Origin of the sequence: Dactylosporangium sucinum (genome assembly GCF_014647515.1) — a bacterium.
In the GTDB taxonomy this organism is placed as follows: Bacteria; Actinomycetota; Actinomycetes; order Mycobacteriales; family Micromonosporaceae; genus Dactylosporangium; species Dactylosporangium sucinum.
Map to the genome: position 1 here is coordinate 113,162 of NZ_BMPI01000026.1, position 19,892 is coordinate 133,053.

A 19,892-nucleotide genomic window follows, 5' to 3' on the forward strand; every position below is an offset into this window, starting at 1 on the left:
TGTGGAAGGCATGCGGCCGGAGCGAAGCGGAGGACGCATGACCGCCGTCGCGGAGCGTGTCGAGAGCAGCGCGAAGACCCGGATCACCCACAAGGTGTTCCTGGTCCGCGAGCTCGGCATCCTCGTCGCCCTCGTCCTGCTGATCGGGATCACGGCGATCACCAACCCGCGGTTCCTGTCCGCGCAGAGCGTCAAGGACCTGCTGCTCGGCTCGACGATCCTGGCGATCCTCGCGACCGGCCAGGCGATCGTCGTCATCACGCGCAACGTCGACCTGTCGGTCGGCTCCGTCCTCGGCCTCTCGGCGTTCCTCACCGGCACGCTGTTCCTCGACCACCCCGGCCTGCCGATCCCGGTGGTCGTCCTGGCCGGCGCGGCACTCGGGGCGGTGTGCGGCGCGGTCAACGGTGCCCTCATCGCCGCCGCCCGGGTGCCGGCGCTGGTCGTCACGCTCGGCACGCTGTACGTCTTCCGCGGCATCGACTACCAGTGGGCCAAGGGCAAGCAGATCAACGCGGCCGACATCCCGGCGGCGTTCCTGCACCTCGGCACGCGCACGGTGCTCGGCGTGCCGGTCCTGACGGTGTTCGCGGTCGTCGTCGTGCTCTGCGCCGGCTATTTCCTCAAGTCGTACCGCAGCGGCCGCGAACTGTACGCGATCGGCTCCGACCCCACCGCCGCCCGGCTGTCCGGCATCGCCGTCGGCCGGCGCGTCTTCGCCGCCTTCGTCGCGAGCGGCGCCCTCGCCGGCCTGGCCGGCGTGCTGTACGTGGCCCGGTTCGGCACCCTCGACGCCAACGCCGGCAACGGCCAGGAGCTCAACGTCGTGGCCGCGGTCGTCGTCGGCGGCGTCGCCATCTTCGGCGGCAGCGGCTCGGTGTACGGCGCCGCCCTCGGCGCCATGCTGCTCACCACGATCGGCAGCGCGCTGCCGGTGCTCGGCACCACCCCGTTCTGGCAGCGCGCCTCCGTCGGCGCCCTGATCCTGGCCGCGATCGGCCTCGACCGCGCCCTGTCGGTGCGGGTTGCCAAGCAGCTCGGAGGAGCGAAATGACCGGCAAGGTCCGGGCCCTCGGCACCTGGGACGTCGTCGTTCTCGTCGCGCTGGTGCTCGTCGTGGTCATCGGCGCGTCGACCATCGACGGGGTGGCCAGCCCCCGGTTCTGGCGGTTCGTCACGCTCGAGGTGATCCCGATCGCGATCATCGCCCTGCCGATGACGCTCGTCGTCATCACCGGCGAGATCGACCTCTCCGTCGCCAGCGTCCTCGGCCTCACCTGCGCCGTCATGGGCGACCTGTGGGCGCGCGGCGTGACCAGCCTGCCGCTGCTCGTCGTGCTGTGCCTGCTGCTCGGCGCGGTGGCCGGCGCGGTCAACGGCCTGTTCGTGACCGTCTTCGGCCTGCCGTCCCTCGCGGTCACCATCGGCACCCTGGCCCTGTACCGCGGCCTCGCCTACGTGGCGCTGGGGGACCGGGCCATCTCCGACTACCCGAGTTCCTGGACCGACTCGGCGGTCAGCGCGATCCCCGGGCTCACCATCCCGTGGTTCATCCTGGTCGTCGCCGCCCTGGCCGTGCTCTTCGGCGTGATCCTGCACGCCACGCCGATCGGCCGCGGGCTCTACGCCATGGGCAACAACGCGGAGGCCGCCCGGTTCGCCGGGGTCGCGGTCGCCCGCACGAAGTTCTGGCTGTTCGTCGCGACCGGCACGATGGCCTCGCTCGCCGGGGTGTTCTGGACGTTCCGCTTCGCCAGCGCCCGCGCCGACAACGGCAACGGCCTGGAGCTCGCCGTCGTCGCGGCGGTGCTCCTGGGCGGCGTCTCGATCTTCGGCGGGCGCGGCGGCATGATCGGCGTCATCGGCGCCGTCGTGCTGCTCAGCACATTGCGCAACGCGTTGCAACTGGCGTACGTGCCGGCCAACACGCTGACCATCGTCACCGGCTCGCTGCTCATCGCCTCGGTCGTCGGACCGAACGTCGTCGGCATGGCGCGGGAACGCCTGCGTCGCCGGCGGCCCGCATGACGGAACACCCCCACGACACCCCAACGTCATGACACCCGCTGAAAGGATTCAATGAGCATGCGAAAGGTCATCGCTCTCGCGGTCGCGGCCGCCCTCGCGTTCACCGCCACCGCCTGCGCCGAGGACGAGACCCCGTCCTCGACCAGCAGCGGCGGCACCGGCGGCGGCGGGATCAAGAGCGGCCTGAAGGTCGCGTTCCTGCCCAAGCAGGTGAACAACCCGTACTTCGACACCTCCGACAACAAGGGCGGCAAGGTCGCCGTCGAGGAGTTCAAGGGCGTCTACAGCGAGACCGGCCCGTCCGAGGCGAGCCCGTCGGCCCAGGTGAGCTACATCAACACCCTGTCGCAGCAGGGCACCAACGTCATCGCGGTGTCGGCGAACGACAAGGACGCCATCTGCGGCGCCCTCAAGGAGGCCCGCACGGCCGGCGCCAAGGTCGTCACCTACGACTCCGACACCAAGCCCGAGTGCCGCGACCTGTTCATCAACCAGGCCACCTCCGAGGGCATCGCGAAGGTCCAGATCAAGCTCATCTCCGACGCGATCGGCCCCGACGGCGGCGAGATCGCGATCCTCTCGGCGACGGCCAACGCGACGAACCAGAACGCCTGGATCGAGATGATGAAGCAGGAGCTGGCCAAGCCGGAGTACAGCAAGCTCAAGCTCGTCGACACCGTCTACGGCGACGACGACGACCAGAAGTCCTTCCAGGAGGCGCAGGGCCTGCTGGCCAAGCGCCCCAACCTCAAGGGCATCATCTCGCCGACCACCGTCGGTGTCGCGGCCGCCGGCCGCTACCTGTCCGGCTCCACCTACAAGGGCAAGGTCCAGCTCACCGGCCTCGGCACCCCGAACCAGATGCGCGCCTACGTCAAGGACGGCACGGTCAAGGCCTTCGCGCTGTGGAACCCGGCGGACCTGGGCTACCTCGCCGCCTGGGCGGGCGCCGCGCTCGCGTCCGGCCTGATCACCGGCAAGGAGGGCGACAAGTTCACCGCCGGCAAGCTCGGTGAGTTCACGGTGGGCAAGGACGCCACGGTACTGCTGGGCGACCCGTTCACCTTCAAGTCCGACAACATCGACCAGTTCAACTTCTGATCCGAAAGGGGCCGTGGCGTGCGCCGGGTCTGCTTCACGCTCCAGGTCAAACCGGACCGGCTCGAGGAGTACCGGCGCCGCCACGCCCACGTCTGGCCGGACATGCTCAGGGCACTGCGCGACGCCGGCTGGAACGACTACACCCTCTTCCTCCGCGGGGACGGCCTGCTCGTCGGCACCCTCCTCACCGAGGACCTCGCCGCCGCGCAGGCGGCCATGGACGCCACCGAGGTGTCCGCGCGGTGGGAGGCCGAGATGGCCGACTTCTTCATCAACGGGCGACACCTGGTCGTCCTCGACGAGGTGTTCAACCTGGAGCACCAGCTTGGAGCATCGCAATGACTGAGCTCGCCCCGGAGACGCGGGCGCGTGTCGCGGCGCAGCTGCGCGGCCAGCGGATCGAGACGGCGTCCTGGGCGTACGCGAACTCGGGCACCCGGTTCAAGGTCTTCGCGCAGGAGGGGGTGCCGCGGGACCCGTACGAGAAGCTCGCGGACGCGGCCACCGTCCACCGGTTCACCGGCGTCGCGCCCACGGTCGCCCTGCACATCCCGTGGGACCTGGTGGACGACTACGCCGACCTGGCCCGCCATGCCCGCGAGCTCGGCGTCGCGCTCGGTACCGTCAACTCCAACGTCTTCCAGGACAACGACTACAAGCTCGGCAGCGTGACCAACCCCGACCCGGGCGTGCGGCGCAAGGCGATCGGGCACCTCCTGGAGTGCATCGACGTCATGGACCGCACCGGGTCCCGCGACCTGAAGCTGTGGTTCTCCGACGGCACGAACTACCCGGGGCAGGACGACGTCCGCACCCGCCAGGACCGGCTCGCCGAGGCGCTCGCCGAGACCTACGCGCGGCTCGGCGGCGACCAGCGGATGCTGCTGGAGTACAAGCTCTTCGAGCCGGCCTTCTACATGACCGACGTGCCCGACTGGGGCACCGCCTACCTCCACTGCATGGCCCTCGGCGACCGCGCCCAGGTCGTCATCGACACCGGCCACCACGCGCCCGGCACCAACATCGAGTTCATCGTCGCGATGCTGCTGCGGGCCGGGAAGCTCGGCGGCTTCGACTTCAACTCCCGCTTCTACGCCGACGACGACCTCATGGTCGGCGCCGCGGACCCGTTCCAGCTGTTCCGCATCCTGCACGAGATCGTCCTGGCCGATGCGGTGTCGGGGAAGGGGATCGCGTTCATGCTGGACCAGTGCCACAACATCGAGCCGAAGATCCCGGCCGTGATCCGCTCGGTGATGAACGTCCAGGAGGCCACCGCGAAGGCCCTGCTGGTCGACCGCGCGGCACTCAGGGCCGCGCAGGACGAGGGCGACGTGCTCGGCGCCAACGAGGCGCTCATGGACGCCTACCACACCGACGTCCGGCCGCTGCTCCGCGAGGTCCGCGAGGACATGGGGCTCGACCCGGACCCGATCGGCGCGTACCGCCGGTCCGGCTACTTCGAGAAGATCCGCGCCGAGCGCGTGGGCGGCACACAGGCGGGTTGGGGCGCATGAAGGAACTGATCGAGCGGTCGAACCGGCTCGGGGCCGATCCGCGCAACACGAACTACGCGGGCGGGAACACCTCCGCGAAGGGGACGGCGACGGACCCGGTGACCGGCGGACCGGTGGACCTGCTGTGGGTGAAGGGGTCCGGGGGCGACCTGGGGACGCTCACGGCCGGCGGGCTGGCGGTGCTGCGGCTGGATCGGCTGCGGGCACTCGTCGACGTGTACCCCGGTGTCGAGCGCGAGGACGAGATGGTGGCCGCGTTCGACTACTGCCTGCACGGCCGGGGCGGGGCGGCGCCGTCGATCGACACGGCGATGCACGGCCTCGTGGGGGCGGCGCACGTGGACCACCTGCACCCGGACGCGGGGATCGCCCTCGCCACGGCGGCGGACGGGCCGGCGCTGACCAAGGAGTGCTTCGGCGACCGCGTGCTCTGGGTCCCCTGGCGCCGGCCCGGCTTCCAGCTCGGCCTCGACATCGCCGCCGTGCAGCGCGCCAATCCCCAGGCGATCGGCGTCATCCTGGGCGGGCACGGGATCACGGCCTGGGGCGCCACGTCCGACGAGTGCGAGGCCAACTCCCTGGAGATCATCCGCGTCGCCACGGAGTTCCTGGCGTCGCGGGGACGGCCCGACCCGTTCGGGGCGGCCGTGCATCCGCCGCTGGAGGACCGGAAGGAGCGCGCCGCGGCGCTGATGCCGATCCTGCGCGGACTGGCGTCGACGGATCTGCGGCAAATCGGGCACTTCCGTGACGACGACGTCGTGCTCGACTTCGTCGGTTCGGCGGAGATGCCTCGGCTGGCCGCTTTGGGGACGTCGTGCCCGGACCACTTCCTGCGCACCAAGGTCCGCCCGCTGGTTCTTGACCCGGGTGGCGGGACGCCCGAACGGATCCGGGAGCTGCACGCCGCCTACCGGGCCGAGTACGCCGCCTACTACGAGCGCCACGCCACCCCCGACTCGCCGCCGATGCGCGGCGCCGACCCGGCGATCGTGCTGGTGCCGGGCGTGGGCATGTTCTCGTTCGGTGCCAACAAGCAGACCGCCCGGGTCGCCGGCGAGTTCTACGTCAACGCCATCAACGTGATGCGCGGCGCCGAGTCGGTCTCCACCTACGCGCCGATCGACGAGGCGGAGAAGTTCCGCATCGAGTACTGGGCCCTCGAAGAGGCCAAGCTGCGGCGCATGCCCAAGCCCAAGCCCCTTGCCACCCGGATCGCGCTGGTCACCGGCGGCGGCTCGGGCATCGGCCGGGCCATCGCCCACCGGCTGGCCGCCGAGGGCGCCTGCGTCGTCGTCGCCGACCGCGACGGGGACGCCGCCGCCCGGGTGGCCGGCGAGCTCGGCTCCGCCGACGTGGCCGTGCCGGTCACCGTCGACGTCACCGACGAGGACGCGGTCCGCGCCGCTGTCGACGCCGCCGCGCTCGCCTTCGGCGGGGTCGACCTGGTCGTCAACAACGCCGGCCTGTCCATCTCCAAGCCGCTGCTGGAGACCACCGTCGCCGACTGGGACCTGCAGCACGACGTCATGGCCCGCGGCTCGTTCCTGGTCGCCCGCGAGGCGGCCCGCGCGATGATCGCCCAGGGGCTCGGCGGCGACATCGTGTACATCGCCAGCAAGAACGCCGTCTTCGCCGGCCCGAACAACGTCGCCTACGGCGCGACCAAGGCCGACCAGGCGCACCAGGTGCGGCTCCTCGCGGCCGAGCTGGGCGGGCACGGCATCCGGGTCAACGGCGTCAACCCCGACGGCGTCGTGCGCGGCTCCGGCATCTTCGCCTCCGGCTGGGGCGCCCAGCGGGCCGCGGTCTACGGCGTGCCGGAGGAGGAGCTCGGCGCCTTCTACGCCAAGCGCACCCTGCTGCAGCGCGAGGTGCTGCCCGAGCACGTCGCCGACGCCGTGTTCGCGCTGACCGGCGGCGACCTGTCCCAGACGACCGGCCTGCACGTCCCCGTCGACGCCGGCGTCGCGGCCGCGTTCCTCAGATGAGAATCGCCGCCGTCGATCTCGGGGCGTCGAGCGGCCGGGTCATCACCGCGACGGTGGGGCCCGGCAGGCTCTCGCTGGCGGAGAGCGCCCGCTTCGCCAACACGCCCGTGCGGGTCCAGGGCACCCTGCACTGGAACATCCTCGAGCTGTACGGCGGGATCCTCGACGGCCTGCGCAAGGCCGGCCCGGTCGCCAGCGTGGGCATCGACGCCTGGGCCGTCGACTACGGCCTGCTGGACACCGACGGCCGGCTGCTCGGCAACCCGGTGCACTACCGCGACGCGCGCACCGACGGCGTCATGGAGGCGCAGCCGAAGGAGGAGCTGTACGCCGCGACGGGGATCGCGCTGCAGCCGTTCAACACGGTGTTCCAGCTACTCGCCGCGCGCGGCACGGCGCAGCTCGCGGCGGCGCACCGGCTGCTGCTGATCCCGGATCTCATCACGTACTGGCTGACCGGCGCCCAGGGGGCCGAGCTCACGAACGCCTCGACGACCGGCCTGCTCGCCGCGGGCGGCACCGGCTGGGCCCGCCCGCTGCTCGACCGGCTGGGCCTGCCGGCCGGGCTGCTGCCCCCGCTGTGGCGGCCCGGCGACGCGGCCGGCACCCTGCTGCGGTCGGTGGCCGACGGCGCCGGGCTGCCCGAGGAGACGCTGGTGACGGTGGTCGCCTCGCACGACACGGCGTCGGCGGTGGCGGGCGTGCCGGCCGAGGGGGAGCGCTTCGCGTACATCTCCTGCGGCACCTGGTCCCTCGTCGGCGTGGAGCTCGACCGCCCGGTCGTCTCGGACGCGTCGCGCGAGGCCGGTTTCACCAACGAGATCGGCGTGGACGGTACCGTCAGATTCCTCCGCAACGTGATGGGCCTGTGGCTGCTGCAGGAGTGCCTGCGCCACTGGGCGTCGACGGGCGTCGACGTCACCCTGGACGCCCTGCTCGCCGGCGCCGCCGCGGCCCCGGCCGGCCGCAGCGTCGTCGACGCGACCGACCCGGCGTTCCTGGCCCCGGGCGACATGCCGGCCCGCATCGCCGCCGCGTGCGCGGCGACGGGCCAGCCCGTGCCGCCCGGCCCGGTCGCGATGACGCGGTGCATCCTGGACAGCCTGGCGCTGGCGTACCGCCGCTCGGTCGAGGACGCGCAACGCCTCTCCGGCCGCGCGGTCGACGTGGTGCACCTGGTGGGCGGCGGCGTGCAGAACGAGCTGCTGTGCCAGCTGACCGCGGACGCCTGCGGCCTGCCGGTCCTGGCCGGCCCGGTCGAGGCGGGCGCGCTGGGCAACGTCCTGGTCCAGGCCCGCGCCCTGGGCCTGGTCGACCCGACGCTGGCCGGCATGCGGAGGCTGCTGCGCGAGACCCAGCCCGTGCGCCGCTACGAGCCGCGTCAGACCGGGTAGGCCGCCTGGAAGGCGAGGCGTTCGTCGGCCCGCTCGGCCAGGTGGGTCAGGACGTCGTCCAGGAGCAGGAAGGCGTCCCACGGCTCGCGGCCCGTCGCGGCGGCGACGGCGATCGTGACGCGCTGCTCCAGGTCCGGGTCGCGGCGGCCCTTCCAGACCTTGTCGGCCAGGGTGACGAGCAGCTCCTCGATCGTTGCGTCGGGCCGGTCCCAGTCGGCGTGCACGGCGGCGAAGCGGGCCAGGTCGGCCGGGACGCCGTAGGAGAGCAGGACGCGTTCGCCGGTCGGCTCGTGGCGGGAGCCGGGGCCGGTCAGCTCCTCCGGGTGGCGGGCCTTGCCGATGTCGTGGGTCGCCGCGCCGAACGTGACCGCCGTGCGGTCGACCTCCAGCTCGGGGACCTCGTCGGCGAGCCGGTCGAGGAGGTCGCAGGCGACGTCGTGGACCTGCCGGAGGTGGGCCGCGAGGCGGGGCGGGGCCTGCTCGGCGCGCAGCAGGTCGGCCACGGCGGGCGGCAGGGGGCGCGGGCCCGGCGCTTGCAGTGCCTCTTCGAGCATGGGGCTACGCCGGGACGACGGCGGCGCTGCGGACCAGGTCCGGGGCGACGTGGAAGCGGCCGTCGAAGCGGGCCGGGGCGCCGGGGGACTTGTCCAGCTTGCGCGGGTCGATGCGGGCCGTCCACGTGCCGGCCTCGACGTCGAGGGTGAGCCGCGCCTCGTGGAAGTCGAGCCAGGTGCCGACGAGCGGCGACCACAGCTTGTAGACGACCTCCTTCGCGCTGAAGTGCACGGCCGGCCACCAGTCCTCGCCCGGCCGCCGCGCGCACCAGTCCAGCTCCTCGGGCAGGCAGATCGAGGCGCGCACGTTGGCCGGCAGGATCGTGCGGCGCTCGGCGTCGATGCCGACCGCGCGGACCTGCGGCGTGCGGGCGACGGCGGCGGCGCAGTAGCCGGCGGTGTGCGTGATGCTGCCCGTGGTGCCGCCGGGCCAGACCGGCGCGCGGTTCTCGGCCGAGGTCAGCGGGTGGCCGAGCACCCCGAGCCGGCCGAGGGCGCGGCGCGCGCAGACCCGGCCGGCGGTGAACTCGCGGCGGCGGCTCGCCACCGCCCGCGGGCTCAGGTGGGCCGCCTCCGCGGGCAGCAGCTCGCCCTCGAAGTCGGCGTCGGCGGCCACCTCCACGGCGACGAAGCCGGGCAGCAGGTCATCCACGGTCGGGCCCGTCCCCCGCCCGCGGCAGCAGCAGGCCGCCGAGCACCGCGCCCGCGAGCAGGCACAGCACGACCACGCCGCTCCACAGCTCCACGGTCCAGCCGACACCGAGCGAGACCTCCACCCCGACCAGGTGGGTCGGCCAGACGAGCAGCGGGACCAGCACCCCGACGGCGAGCGGCACGAGCCGCGGCCGGGTCGCGGCGACCCACTGCACGGCGGCGTCGGCGAGCACGGCCCCGATGATCGGGTACAGCTGGGCGGACAGGTTCTCGAAGTCGCCGAACACGCCGTTGGGCACCGAGGCGGCCGCCACCACCAGCGTGACCAGGCCGGCCGGCACGCGGCCCAGGCGGCTCCACACGAAGAGCGGCGCCGCGATCATGAGCACGGAATACGCGAGGTGCTGCGCCATCCCGAACGCCTGCCCGCCGAACCCGGTCGACGCGGACGGCGCGTCGGTGAACGGCGAGAGATAGTCGAGGAAGAACGCGGCGACGGCCGTCGCGCTGAGCATGCTGATGAGCACCGGCAGGTCGGCGGCGAGCCCGGCGGGCCGCCCGCCCCGGGCCGCGGCGGCCCGCACCGGGGTGGTGATCATCAGCGAGCCGGCGGTGAGCAGCAGCAGGTGCGGCGGGCTGAGCAGCGCCTCCAGGTTGACCTCGATGCCGAGCAGCGTGTGCCAGGTCATGTCGACCACGCCGCCGACGGCGAACAGCACCGCGCCGAGGATCCCGAGGCCGTAGCCGGCCGGGAACCAGTCGCGGACCGGCCCGACCGGGCGGCCGCGCCAAAGGGCGGCGGGCACCAGGGTGAGGGCGAGCACCACGTAACCGCTGTAGAGCACGCCGTGCCACGGGGTGAAGAACGTCTCCAGCTCGGGCACGTGCGAGTGCGCCCACCCGTCGAGGAACAGCCCGCCGGTCAGCCACAGCGTGGCGAGCGCGACGAGCAGGTCGCGCCGGCCGGAGGAGACCGGCCGGGTCGCACTGGTGCGTTCGGTAACGGTGGTCGCCATTCATCGATCCTGACGCATCGGGACGGTCCGCACAGCCCCGTTCTCAGGAATCGGCCGGATCGATGCGGCGCAGCAGGTGCGCGCGGGCCGCCGCGTCGAGCGGCCCGCCCCGCTCCGCCAGCCGGTCGGCGAGCACCCGACGATGCTCGACGGTCTTGTTGCCGCCGAACTTGAACTTGGCGGTGACCGAGGTCACGGTCAGCTCGATCCCGCGGATGCCGGGCAGCAGCCGGTCCCCGGCGGTGACGGCGTCCCGCTCGACGGAGGGCTGGAAGTGCCCGAGCTGCCGCCCGAGCAGCGCCGCCTGCTCCGCCCGGTCGTCGACGATCCGCACGTCGCAGGCGAGCTGGACGGCCGCGTAGTACGAGGTCGGCACCCCGCGCGTCACGTCGGTGCCGGGGTTGGCGTTCCAGTCCGACGGCACGTACACGTAGTCGCCGACCACGCTGAGCAGCGCCCGCGGATGCTCCTCCAGCAGCGGCCACACCGGGTTGGGCCGGGCGAGGTGCAGCCACACGGTGGCGTCCCCGTCGAACGTGAAGTGCGTCGGCACCACGACCGGCAGGTCCCGCCCCCGCCCGGGCGCGACGAGCTGCCCGAAGTCCTGCCCGCGCAGCCAGGCCCGCCACTCCTCGCCGGTGGCGGCCGCGTCCCAGGGATGCACCAGCACGCGCCGAGTGTACGGCGGCGGCCGGGGGACGGTCAGGGGTCGGGGAGGCTCGCGCCCTGGGCCCGCAGGACGCGCTGGACCTGCTCGGCCGGGATCTCCCGCGGGGGCTTGCCCACCCGGGCGGCCAGCGCCGCGCACACCCCGGCGGCCTGGCCGGTGGCCATCGAGATGGGCATGATGCGGTACGAGCTGTGCGCCACGTGGTCGCCCGAGATGCAGCGGCCGGCGACGAGCAGGCCGTCGACGCCGCGGGGGAAGAGGGTGCGCAGCGGGATGTCGTACGACGTGCCCCGGGGCAGGCGGCGCAGGATCGTGCCGGGGCCGTTCGGGTTGTGGATGTCGACCGGGTACGCGCCGCGGGCGACGACGTCCGGGAACGAGCGGGCGCTCAGCACGTCCTCGCCGGTGAGCTGGTAGTCGCCGAGCACGCGGCGGGTCTCCCGGACGCCGACCTGCACGCCGCTCTGGATGACGTACGAGCCGCCGAAGCCCGGCACGCGGTCGCGCAGGAACCGGGCGATCTGCGCCAGCTGGTGGTGCATCGCCAGCTCCGCCCGGGTCAGGTCCCAGACGCTGGTGCCCAGGCCGCCGAAGCGGGTCGAGTTGACCGACACCTCGTCGGCGTGCGGGGTGGCGAAGAACAGGACGTCCTCGCGCGGCAGGTCGAGCTCGCCGGCGTCGCGCGCCTCGCGGATCAGGTCCCACAGCCCGTGCACGCCCCGCCACTGGTCCGGGTGGTCGCGGACGTACCCGACGAAGCCGTCCCGGTCGAAGTTGCCGACCCGGAACATCAGCGTCATCGGCTGGGTCAGCCCGTCCTCGGGCCGGCCGACCTCGTACGGCGCCCCGGCCGCGGCGGCCAGGTCGCCGTCGCCGGTGCAGTCGACGACCACGTCGGCGTCGATGACGACCGGGCCCGACTTGGTCTCGAACACGCACCGGGTGCCACCGTCGGGCAGCGCGACGCAGTCGGAGGCGAACGCGTGCAGCAGCAGCCGCACCCCGCAGCCGTCGAGCATGTCGTAGGTGACCAGCTTGAACAGCTCCGGGTCGAAGGGCACCGTGTAGCCGGTGGCCGGGCTCGGCGCGATCGCGCCGCGGGCCCGGACCAGCCGGTCGAGCAGCATCCACAGCACGCCGGCGACGACCGGCTCGCCCTCGCCGTGGTCGGTCGGCAACAGGCGGCCGTCGTCGCCGGCGACCGCCTGTTGCATCTCGTTGTGGAAGCTCATGAGCGGCATGACCAGCGCCGCGGTCGCGTTGCCGCCCAGGAAGCCGTACCGCTCGACGAGCACCACCTCCGCGCCGGCGGCCGCCGCCCCCATCGCGGCGCCGAACCCGGCCGGGCCGCCGCCGACCACCAGGACCTCGGTGCGGCCGCCGTGGATGGCCGACCTCGGCGCCAGTCGTACCTTGGGCAACCCCGCCGGCGGACGCAGCGCGGTCACGTCGCCACCGGTTCCGCCGGCCGGTGCCCGTCGACGTTGACCGGCCTGGGCGCGATCCGGTCGAGCTGCGCGCCGAGCCGGCGCCCGGTCTCGGTGGCCCGCTGGCGCAGCGCCGCGACCCGGCCGCCGGTGTCCTCCATGCGCTGCGGCCGTTCGTCCCACAGCCGGTCGACCTGGGCCAGCAGCGGGCCGGCCGCCTCCCGGACCACGCCGCGGGGGACCGGTGCGCCGATGCGCTGTGCGAAGTCGAAGACCTTGCCGGCGTAGGGCAGCGCCAGCAGCGGCACGCCGGAGAGCGCCGCGAAGATGAGGAAGTGCAGCCGCATGCCGACGGCCAGGTCGAGGTGCTTCATGAGGTCCAGGATCTGCCCCGGGCGGTACTCCCCGTGCAGCACCCGGCAGTGTTCCGCCGCCGTCATCCGGGACAGCACGGCGTGCGCGTGGCGGATGTCGGAGCGCTCCATCGGCACGAACAGCAGCGCCGCGTCGAGCCGGTGCACGATGTAGTCGCCGACGTGGGCGAGCAGCTGGTGGTACTCGTCGGCGGCCAGGTGCTGCGCCGCGCGGCCCGGCTCGCGCACGCTCATGCCGACCACCCGCCGGCCCGGGGGCAGGGAGTCCCGCAGTACCGCCGCATCGAACTCCTCCGGCTGCAGCAACAGCGCCGGGTCCGCCGTCACCGTCACCCGGGCGTTCACCCCGGCCTCCTCCAGGGCCACCCGCGACTCCTCGTCGCGGACGATGACCTCCATCGCGGCGCCCAGCGTGTCGCGGGCCATCGCACAGTCCAGATCCTCGGTGAGCGGCCCGGCGCCCAGCGCGTACGTGAAGACCGGCACGCGCTGCTCCTGCGCGGTGCGCACGACCCGGAGGTACCGCCGCGCCTCCGTGTCGTAGAGGATGCCGCCCCCGCCGAGGACCATCAGGTCGAGCCGTCCGGTCGCCTCGGCCGTCCGGTCGCGGCTCACGCCCTCCCACGGCGCGACGGTGACGTGCGGGTGGGCCTGGGCGGTGTGGTCCGGGTCGCGGGAGAACACCAGGACCTCGGCGTCGGGACGGCGGGCCCGCAGGTCGTCCAGCAAACTGGTGAGGATGGCCTCGTCGCCGAGGTTGTAGCCGCCGTAGGAGCCGAGGACCCCCACCTTCGGGCCGTGTTCGCTCATCGCGCGCCTCCTTCCGCCGCGTGGGGTCGTGCGATCTACCCACCGGGCGAGGCGCCGAACCCGACCCTTATGGTGGATTTCGTGAGCGCAGCGGTGACAGGGGACGTCCGGTGATCCATTTTCCGGCGGTGCGGCAGGGGCCGCTGCGGGCGATCACCACGCGGCTGGCCTTCGCGGTCGCCCTGGTCGTCGCCGTCGTCATGGTCATCTACGCCGACCGCGAGGGCTACCGCGACGTCAACGAGGACGGGCTGTCGCTGCTCGACAGCTTCTACTACGCGGTCGTCACGCTGTCGACGACGGGCTACGGTGACATCACCCCGGTGTCGGAGTCGGCCCGCCTGGTCAACGTCCTGGTCATCACCCCGGCCCGCGTGCTGTTCCTGATCATCCTGGTCGGCACCACCCTCGAAGTCCTGACTGATCAGTACCGCAACAACCTCCGGTTGCAGCGGTGGAGGAAGCGCGTGAAGAACCACGTCATCGTCTGCGGCTACGGCACCAAGGGCCGGGCCGCGGTCGGCACCCTGCTGGAGAACGGCCTCGAGAAGGGGCAGGTGGTCGTCGTCGAGAACAACCCGGCCGCGCTGCGCCAGGCGACCGCCGACGGCCTGGTCACCATCGAGGGCTCGGCCACCCGCTCCCACGTGCTCAAGGAGGCCCGGGTCGGGGACGCCCGGGCGGTGATCATCGCCACCGACAGCGACGACGCCTCGGTGCTCGTCACGCTGACCGTGCGGCAGCTCACCTCCGGCAAGGTGTCCATCATCGCCGCGGCCCGCGAGGCCGAGAACGCGCCGCTGCTGCGCCAGTCGGGCGCCCACCACGTCATCGTCTCCTCGGCGACCGCCGGCCGGCTGCTCGGCCTGTCGACGACCGCGCCGCCGCTCATCGAGGTGGTCGAGGACCTGCTCACCCCGGGCCAGGGCATGGCCCTGGCGATGCGCTCGGCCCGCCGCGACGAGGTCGGCTCCTCGCCGCGTGAGCTGACCGAGCTGGTCATCGCGCTCTTCCGGCGGGGCAAGGTGCTGTCCCTGGCCGACCCGGAGGGCCACACGATCCAGACCGGCGACATGGTCGTCTACGTGCGCGACGACCGGCCGGAGGCCGTCCCGGCGATGCCGTGATGATGAGGCGCATCGGGGTCCTGCTCGCCGTCGTGGCGGTCGGCCTGCTCGTCGGGGCGGCGCCGGCGGCCGCGCACGGCGGTGCCACCGTGACCATCCACTCCGACGGCCGCGGCTCGGTCTGGATCACCGCCCAGTGGCAGGACGGGCACCCGATCAACGAGCCGACGCCGGTGACGCTGACGGCGACGCCCGCCGGGGGCACCGCCGCCCCGGTCGGGCCGGCGACGCTGCGGCAGACCGGCGACGAGCGCGGCACCCAGACGTACGGCGGCACCCTCGGGCCCGGCTCGTGGCGCGTCTCGATCGATCTCGGCGCCCCCGTCGACGGCCACTGCCAGGCGCTCGTCCCGGTCGCGGAGGCCGCCGCCTCGCCGGCGCCGGTCGAGGTCGCCTGCCTGGTCCCGGCGACCGCGACCTCGGCCCCCGCCGAGCCCTCCGGTGGCGGCGGCAGCCTCACGCCGTTGTGGATCACGCTCGGCGTGCTGGTCGTGGCCGGGGCCGGCCTGGTGGCGTACCGCCGCCGGGCCCGCCGCTGACCCCGGTAGGGCGTGCAGCTGCCTCCCAGGCGCGGGCGTTAGGCTCGCGGGCGTGGACTATGCGGGCGACTCGGCGACCGAGGCTCTGATGGCGGCCCGCGGCGGGGACGAGGCCGCCGCCGCGGTGTTCGTCCGCGCCACCCAGCCGGAGGTGTGGCGGTTCGTGGCCGCGCTCGTCGGTGTCGCGTCCGCCGACGACGTCACCCAGGACACCTATCTGCGGGCCTTCCGGTCGCTGCCCGACTACGCCGGCCGCGCCTCGGCCCGCACCTGGATCCTGGCGATCGCCCGCCGCGCCTGCGCCGACCACGTCCGCGCCGCGGTGCGCTCCCGCCGGATCGAGGCCCGCGTGGTCGCCGAGCCCGACCGGCTCACCGCCGCCGACCACGCCGGGCTGCACGCCACGAGCGACCTGGTCGCCGCGCTGCCCGCCGAGCGCCGGGTGGCGTTCGTGCTGACCCAGGTGCTCGGCGTGTCCTACGCGGAGGCCGCCGAGATCGAGGACGTGCCCGTCGGCACGATCCGCTCCCGGGTGGCCCGCGCCCGCGCCGACCTGGTCGCCGCGATCGCCGCCGCCCGAGCCGGATGACCCAGCCACGCCCGGCCGTGCCGTCCCCCTCTCCTTGCGTCGATCTTGCAGTTATGGTGCCCGGACACTCCGTGAATGTCCGGGTTTGTCAGGCACCACAAGTGCAAGATCGACGCTCCGCGGCGGCAGCGACGGCCGGGCGGAGGTGGCGGCGGAGGTGGCGGCGGAGCTTGCTCGCCGTGCTTGCCGGGGTCGCGGCCGCGCTCGCGTGGTGCGGGCCGGCGGGCGCGCACGGCGCCGACGCGCCCGTCGCGGCGAACTACCGGGTCGTCGTCGGCGAGGTGTCGGTGCCCGGCGTGCGGGTCCGCCCGGTCGAGGGCGGTGCCCGGCTGGAGCTCACCAACGCGTCGGGCCGCGAGGTGGTCGTCCTCGGGCTGCAGGGGGAGGAGTTCCTACGCGTGCGGCCCGGCGGCGTGGACGAGAACCGCCGCTCGCCGACCTGGTTCGCCAGCCGATCGCTGACCGGCACGGCCCGCGGCGGCGACGCCTCCGCCGCCCCCGAGTGGCACACGCTGGCCACCGAGCCGGTCGTGCGCTGGCACGACGAACGGGCCCGGGAGCTGCCGGCCCGCGCGTGGAGCGTGCCGCTGCTCGTCGACGGCCGCGACCCCGGCATCGTCCGGGGCACGATCGAGCCCGCCCCGGCCCCGCCGACCGGCTGGTGGTGGGCCGGCGCGCTGGTCGCCGGCCTGCTCGTCGCCGGCCTGCACCGCCGGCGCTGGGCGGTCGTCGGCGTCGCCGTCGCGGCCGGCGGGCTGACCGTCGCCTGGATCGCCGGCAGCGCCGTGCTGGCCACCTCGCCCGCCGACGGCCTGGGCATCCAGCTGCTGGCCCGGCTCTGGCCGCTGCTCACCGGGGTCGGCGTCGTCGCGGCCGGGATCGGGCTCGCGCTGCGCCGGATCGACCTCGTCGTGGCGATTGCCGGGGCCTGCCTGGCGGTCATGGTCGGGTTCGCCGAGTCCGCGGTGTTCCGCGACGGCGTCCTGGCCGGCCCGGGCTGGGGGCGCTGGGCCGTGGCGGCGGCGCTGGCCGGCGGCCTCGGGCTCGCCGTTTCCGGGGCGATCCGGTGGTACCGCACAGCCGGCACCGAGAAGTGAACAAAACTCAACGAGTTCTTTCATAACCGATCGCGAACCGCGCATAATCGAGCTTCGATGTTCCCCGCCAGGAGCAAAGGAGCCCGGTCCATGGACCGCAGAACGTTCGTCGCGAGCGGCGTCGCCCTCACCGGCGGCGCGATCGCCCTCTCCACCGCCGCCGGCAGCCCCGCCTCGGCCGCCGTGCGCACCGCCGGGACCGTGACGCCCGGCGCCCGCGGCGGCCACTACGCCCCGAACCTCGCGCCGCTCAAGGCGACCGCGTTCCTCAAGCTCCCGCCGGGCGCCGTCCAGCCGCGCGGCTGGCTGCGCACCCAGCTCAACATCGAGGCCGACGGGCTGTGCGGGCGGATGCCGGAGGTGTCCGACTACCTCCAGCTGAACAACTGCGGCTGGGTCGACAGGACCAAGGGCGCCTGGGAGGAGCTGCCCTACTGGCTGCGCGGCTTCGGCGACCTGGGGTACGTCACCGGCAACACCCGCATCCTGAGCCTGGCCCGCCAGTGGATCGACGGCATCATCGCCAACCAGGCGAGCGACGGCTTCTTCGGCCCGAACGCGCTGCGCACCTCCCTGGAGGGCGGCCCCGACTTCTGGCCGCACATGCCGCTGCTCGACGCGCTGCGCTCCTTCGCCGAGTACAGCAACGACGCCCGCGTGGTGCCGTTCATGCGCAGGTACTTCCAGTTCCAGAACGCCCAGCCGGCCGCCGTCTTCAACCGCAGCTGGGCGGCCCTGCGCTGGGGCGACAACATCGACAGCGTCTACTGGCTGTTCAACCGCACCGGCGAGACCTGGCTGCTCGACCTGGTCCGCAAGATCCACGCCGGCTCGGCCGACTACACCGGCGGCATCCCCAACTGGCACAACGTCAACCTCGCCCAGGGCTTCCGCGAGCCGGCCCAGTTCGGGCTGCTCGACCCCGACCCGAAGTACCCGGCCGCCACCTACCGCGACTACGACACCGTCATGGGCCTCTACGGCAACTTCCCCGGCGGCGGCTTCGCCGGCGACGAGAACTGCCGGCCGGGGTACACCGACCCGCGGCAGGGCTTCGAGACCTGCGGGATCGTCGAGTACATGCACAGCTTCCAGCTGCTGGCCCGGATGACCGGCGACGGCGTCTGGCTGGACCGCTGCGAGGACCTCGCGTTCAACTCGCTGCCGGCCGCGCTCGACCCGGCCCAGCAGGGCATCCACTACGTCACGTGCGCGAACGGCATCGGGCTGACGAACGCGACGCTCACCCAGGGTCAGTTCCAGAACGGCTTCCCGATGCTCGCCTACATGCTGGGCATCCACAACTATCGCTGCTGCCCGCACAACTACGGCATGGGCTGGCCGTACTACGCGCAGGAGCTGTGGTTCGCCACCTGGGACCGCGGGCTGTGCGCCGCGATGTACGGCGCGTCGTCGGTCACCGCGAAGGTCGGGGCGAACGCAACCACCGTCACGATCACCGAGGACACCGACTACCCGTTCGGCGACACGGTCACGCTGACGATGAGCACGCCGGGGAGCGTGAGTTTCCCGCTGTACCTGCGGATCCCCAAGTGGAGCAACGGCGCCTCGGTGCGCGTGAACGGAACCCTCGTCACCGGCGCGCTCGAGGCCGGCTCGTTCGTCGTCGTCGACCAGGCCTGGAACAACGGCGACAAGGTGACCGTCGCGCTGCCGATGCGCACCACCGTGCGGACCTGGGCGAAGAACGGCAACGCGGTCAGCGTCGACAACGGCCCCCTCACCTTCTCGCTGTCGATCGCCGAGCGGTGGCAGCGCATCGGCGGCACCGACGCGTGGCCCGCGAACGAGGTCTACGCCAACTCGCCGTGGAACTACGGTCTCGTCATCGACCCGGCCAACCCGGGCGTGCAGGTGACCCGCAAGCCCGGCCCGCTCGCCGCGAACCCGTTCACCCGCGACGGCGCGCCCGTCTCGCTGAGCGTCACCGCGCGCAAGGTCGTCAACTGGCAGGCCGACGCCGAGGGCGTCGTGCGCACCCTCCAGCAGAGCCCGGTGCGTTCCACCCAGCCGAACGAGACGGTCACGCTGCTGCCGATGGGCGCGCAGCGGGTGCGCATCACGACGTTCCCGCGCATCGGCGACGGCCCCGACGCCGTCGACTGGGTGATCCCGGCGACCCCGTCCGCGTCGCACTGCTGGAGCGGCGACTCGGTGGCCGCGCTCAACGACGGCCGGGTCCCGTCGAGCTCGGCCGACACCACGATCCCGCGCATGACATTCTGGGACCATCTCGGTACCGCGGAGTGGGTCCAGCTCAGCTACGCCTCCCCGATGCTGGTGAACGCGGTGTCGGTGTACTGGTTCGACGACACGGGCTTCGGCCAGTGCCGCACGCCGCAGTCGTGGCAGGTCCAGTACCGCACCGCGACCGGCGCCTGGGTGCCCGTCTCCGGCGCGTCGGCCTACGGCACCGCGGTCAACACCTTCAACCGCGTCACGTTCACCGCCGTCACCACATCCGCCCTGCGGCTGGCCGTTCAGCTCAAGGCGGGCGTCTCGGCCGGCATCCTGGAGTGGCGGGTCGAGGGCACGACGGCCGCACTGCTGTGGCAGCGCATCCAGAACCAGAACAGCTCGAAGGTCCTCGGCGTGTCCGGCATGTCGACGGCGAACAGCGCCAACGTGGTCCAGTACGACGACAACGGCACGGCCGACCACCTGTGGCGCCTGATCGACGCGGGCGGCGGCTGGTACAAGGTGCAGAACCAGAACAGCGGCAAGCTGCTCGCCGTCGAGAACATGTCGACCGCGAACAGCGCGCGCGTGCAGCAGTTCGACGACAACGGCTCGGCCGACCACCTGTGGCGGCCGCTGGACGCGGGTGGGGGCTGGTTCCGGCTGCAGGTGCAGCACAGCATGAAGGTGCTGGGCGTGGACGGGATGTCGACGGCGAACAGCGCCCAGGTGGTCCAGTTCGACGACAACGGCACGCCGGACCACCTCTGGCGCTTCCTGTAGCCCCGTACGCGCCGTGCCGTGC

The 19,892-nt window shown here is 73.2% G+C and carries 18 protein-coding genes; 12 read left to right on the plus strand and 6 right to left on the minus strand.

Annotated features, from left to right (window positions below):
* Positions 1-37: 37 nt before the first annotated feature.
* Genes IEZ31_RS25925 through IEZ31_RS25955 form a run of 7 tightly spaced genes read left to right on the plus strand, consistent with a single transcriptional unit; the run spans position 38 to position 8,031 of the window.
* A complete protein-coding gene (locus tag IEZ31_RS25925; protein ID WP_190252569.1) occupies positions 38-1,054 on the plus strand; it encodes an ABC transporter permease in 1,017 nt (338 codons plus the stop codon).
* Positions 1,051-2,028, plus strand: coding sequence for an ABC transporter permease (locus tag IEZ31_RS25930; protein WP_190252570.1), 978 nt, complete (start codon positions 1,051-1,053; stop codon positions 2,026-2,028). The genes IEZ31_RS25925 and IEZ31_RS25930 overlap by 4 nt, the downstream gene beginning before the upstream one ends.
* 57 nt (positions 2,029-2,085) lie before the next feature.
* Positions 2,086-3,129, plus strand: a complete 1,044-nt coding sequence (gene rhaS / locus IEZ31_RS25935) for a rhamnose ABC transporter substrate-binding protein (protein WP_229835845.1) — start codon at positions 2,086-2,088, stop codon at positions 3,127-3,129.
* An 18-nt stretch (positions 3,130-3,147) separates the two neighbouring features.
* Positions 3,148-3,471, plus strand: a complete 324-nt coding sequence (locus tag IEZ31_RS25940) for an L-rhamnose mutarotase (protein WP_190252572.1) — start codon at positions 3,148-3,150, stop codon at positions 3,469-3,471.
* Positions 3,468-4,646, plus strand: coding sequence for an L-rhamnose isomerase (gene rhaI / locus IEZ31_RS25945; protein WP_190252573.1), 1,179 nt, complete (start codon positions 3,468-3,470; stop codon positions 4,644-4,646). The genes IEZ31_RS25940 and rhaI overlap by 4 nt, the downstream gene beginning before the upstream one ends.
* Positions 4,643-6,637, plus strand: coding sequence for a bifunctional aldolase/short-chain dehydrogenase (locus tag IEZ31_RS25950; RefSeq protein ID WP_190252574.1), 1,995 nt, complete (start codon positions 4,643-4,645; stop codon positions 6,635-6,637). Before rhaI ends, IEZ31_RS25950 begins: the two co-directional genes overlap by 4 nt.
* Complete coding sequence (locus IEZ31_RS25955; protein WP_190252575.1) at positions 6,634-8,031, plus strand: rhamnulokinase; 1,398 nt, start codon at positions 6,634-6,636, stop codon at positions 8,029-8,031. The genes IEZ31_RS25950 and IEZ31_RS25955 overlap by 4 nt, the downstream gene beginning before the upstream one ends.
* On the opposite strand, the gene IEZ31_RS25960 is transcribed toward IEZ31_RS25955, so the two are convergent.
* From IEZ31_RS25960 to IEZ31_RS25985, 6 genes are read right to left on the minus strand one after another with little or no spacing between them, the layout of a single operon-like run.
* Positions 8,019-8,585 carry an HD domain-containing protein gene (locus tag IEZ31_RS25960; protein WP_190252576.1) on the minus strand — a complete coding sequence of 189 codons (567 nt, stop codon included), beginning with the start codon at positions 8,583-8,585 and terminating at the stop codon, positions 8,019-8,021. The two genes, IEZ31_RS25955 and IEZ31_RS25960, sit on opposite strands and share 13 nt — an antisense overlap.
* 4 nt (positions 8,586-8,589) lie before the next feature.
* Entirely contained in the window at positions 8,590-9,237 is a 648-nt protein-coding gene (locus tag IEZ31_RS25965) for a 4'-phosphopantetheinyl transferase family protein (protein WP_190252577.1), read from the minus strand.
* On the minus strand, positions 9,230-10,255 hold the full coding sequence (locus IEZ31_RS25970; RefSeq protein WP_190252578.1) for a hypothetical protein: 1,026 nt from the start codon (positions 10,253-10,255) through the stop codon (positions 9,230-9,232). Before IEZ31_RS25970 ends, IEZ31_RS25965 begins: the two co-directional genes overlap by 8 nt.
* 43 nt (positions 10,256-10,298) lie before the next feature.
* Entirely contained in the window at positions 10,299-10,925 is a 627-nt protein-coding gene (locus IEZ31_RS25975) for an FMN-binding negative transcriptional regulator (RefSeq protein ID WP_190252579.1), read from the minus strand.
* A gap of 32 nt (positions 10,926-10,957) precedes the next feature.
* Positions 10,958-12,373, minus strand: coding sequence for an FAD-dependent oxidoreductase (locus IEZ31_RS25980; RefSeq protein WP_190252580.1), 1,416 nt, complete (start codon positions 12,371-12,373; stop codon positions 10,958-10,960).
* Entirely contained in the window at positions 12,370-13,536 is a 1,167-nt protein-coding gene (locus IEZ31_RS25985) for a polysaccharide pyruvyl transferase family protein (protein WP_190252581.1), read from the minus strand. The genes IEZ31_RS25980 and IEZ31_RS25985 overlap by 4 nt, the downstream gene beginning before the upstream one ends.
* Positions 13,537-13,646: 110 nt before the next feature.
* On the opposite strand from IEZ31_RS25985, the gene IEZ31_RS25990 reads away from it, so the two are divergent.
* The 5 genes from IEZ31_RS25990 (at position 13,647) to IEZ31_RS26010 (ending at position 19,870) form a co-directional block, all read left to right on the plus strand.
* Positions 13,647-14,663, plus strand: a complete 1,017-nt coding sequence (locus tag IEZ31_RS25990) for a potassium channel family protein (protein WP_190252582.1) — start codon at positions 13,647-13,649, stop codon at positions 14,661-14,663.
* Positions 14,663-15,202, plus strand: a complete 540-nt coding sequence (locus tag IEZ31_RS25995; protein WP_190252583.1) for a hypothetical protein — start codon at positions 14,663-14,665, stop codon at positions 15,200-15,202. The genes IEZ31_RS25990 and IEZ31_RS25995 overlap by 1 nt, the downstream gene beginning before the upstream one ends.
* A gap of 88 nt (positions 15,203-15,290) precedes the next feature.
* The gene (locus tag IEZ31_RS26000) at positions 15,291-15,791 is read left to right on the plus strand and encodes a sigma-70 family RNA polymerase sigma factor (RefSeq protein WP_190252604.1); all 501 of its coding nucleotides are present in this window, start codon (positions 15,291-15,293) and stop codon (positions 15,789-15,791) included.
* A 170-nt stretch (positions 15,792-15,961) separates the two neighbouring features.
* Positions 15,962-16,888: a hypothetical protein gene (locus tag IEZ31_RS26005; RefSeq protein ID WP_190252584.1), complete on the plus strand. Its 927-nt coding sequence runs from the start codon at positions 15,962-15,964 to the stop codon at positions 16,886-16,888.
* 90 nt (positions 16,889-16,978) lie between these two features.
* Positions 16,979-19,870, plus strand: coding sequence for an RICIN domain-containing protein (locus IEZ31_RS26010; protein ID WP_229835846.1), 2,892 nt, complete (start codon positions 16,979-16,981; stop codon positions 19,868-19,870).
* The last annotated feature ends 22 nt before the right edge of the window (positions 19,871-19,892 follow it).